At 48.2% G+C, this 1,651-nt stretch carries 2 protein-coding genes; both read right to left on the reverse strand.

Annotated elements, in window-relative coordinates:
• Positions 1–638: 638 nt before the first annotated feature.
• Positions 639–1,247 carry a recombinase family protein gene (locus Q397_RS0120175; protein ID WP_028880916.1) on the reverse strand — a complete coding sequence of 203 codons (609 nt, stop codon included), beginning with the start codon at positions 1,245–1,247 and terminating at the stop codon, positions 639–641.
• A 147-nt stretch (positions 1,248–1,394) separates the two neighbouring features.
• Positions 1,395–1,651: hypothetical protein (locus tag Q397_RS25325; protein ID WP_205618873.1), on the reverse strand; the 257-nt coding region annotated here is incomplete at its 5' end.

Here is a 1,651-nt window from a genome sequence, read left to right on the forward strand (position 1 = left end):
ACGATCTACAGACAAGATCATCATGGGTATAAAAATGAAAAGACCACACGACGTAACCGCCTGTGTGGTCTCTGTAATGGTGGAGCCTAGCGGGAACATAGAACCATTCCAACGGTTCGTTTTTATCCCGGCAATATCGATATTGGAATGAAGTTGGTAAATTTATGATCCGGTGAAAACGTGAATGCTTCACCTTTTGCTATTGGCTACAGTTGCTATTTTGAAGCTGCGTAGGTAACACGCTGTTACCACCGGGATGGTTTCAGGCACATCGGCGATGCCGAGTGCCGACATGGCGGTTTATGGCGTTGATGCTGGCATCTACCTTATGTCCGGTAGAGAGGAATTGTCGCTTCGCTGTCATGCGTGTGGGGTCTTGATGAAAAAGCCCCCGTAAATGACATCTCTAACTATATTATATTAGCAGGTCCACTTAGCGGGGCTTTTTCGGATATGACTTCACACCGACGGCAGTTATCGCAGTGAGCAACGCGAGCAGCGATATTGCCAAGGTGTCGGTCTCAGCTTGCTGATGACCGGGTATGATCTTACAAATTGTAAGAATGTCCTCTTGGCGGACAAATTCAAACGGACATCGTAATGTTATGTCCATCAGATTTACATAATCCGCATTGATGTTACATCGCCGTTGACGCCAGCATCTGTTTCTTGACCTTGGAAACACTTCCGGTGCTGACGTTGACCATATCGGCGACGGCCCGCACACTATGCCCAGCGACTAATTGCTTGCGGATACGGTTAATCTTGTAATCAGATAACCCCGGTCTACCCAGCTTCTTCCCTTCGGTTCTGGCCCGGTCCAAACCGGCGTTAATTCGACTTCGGATGATGCCACGCTCGAATTCCGCAAAGACACCCAGAAGCTGGAACATCATTCTGGATGACGGTGACGTCGCGGTATTGATCCCCTGTTGATGAATAAAGATATCGACACCGGCATCATGGACTTCGTTTAAGAACATCACGAGGTCTTGAAGGCTGCGGCCCAATCTGTCCACCGACCATGCCATGATGATGTCAACTTCACCACGGGCCACTGCTTTGTGTAATTTATCGAATGCAGGACGATCTCCACGGCCTTTACCGCCAGATATACCGTGATCTTCGTAGACGTCGCTCACAGTCCAGCCCAGACGCTTTGCAGTATCTTGAAGTTCGATCATCTGGTTGTCGGTGGTTTGCTTACTCGTGGACACACGGGCGTAGATGGCGGCTCTTTTAGTCATGGTGATCCTCCATATAACAACTGGTTTACGGACGGTGAAATTCACGGTGAACGAAACGGTCTCAAATAACTGATTTTGTGCGAATTATGAAAAGACGGTGACGAAGATGTTTTATGAACATTGATGCCCAATCGTGATAGGACATCATCACGATGTGGATTTCTTCTTCCACCGTGTTCGTTCATAGGCGACGTTAACAGCGTTAACAATGTCGGGGTCGTTTTCTTCAATCGCTGTTAACACCGTTGTTAACACCGCTTCGACGTCGGTTAACGAAATACCGGCACGGATCGTCGGATGTGACTTTATCGATACTGTTTGCGACGAGTATTTCAAATTGATGAGATACTCACCCTCATGCTCAAACCACCATGGGCGGAGCGGGACCTCTATGTGGGTTTCTT

Origin of the sequence: Terasakiella pusilla DSM 6293 (genome assembly GCF_000688235.1) — a bacterium.
Taxonomy (GTDB): Bacteria; Pseudomonadota; Alphaproteobacteria; order Rhodospirillales; family Terasakiellaceae; genus Terasakiella; species Terasakiella pusilla.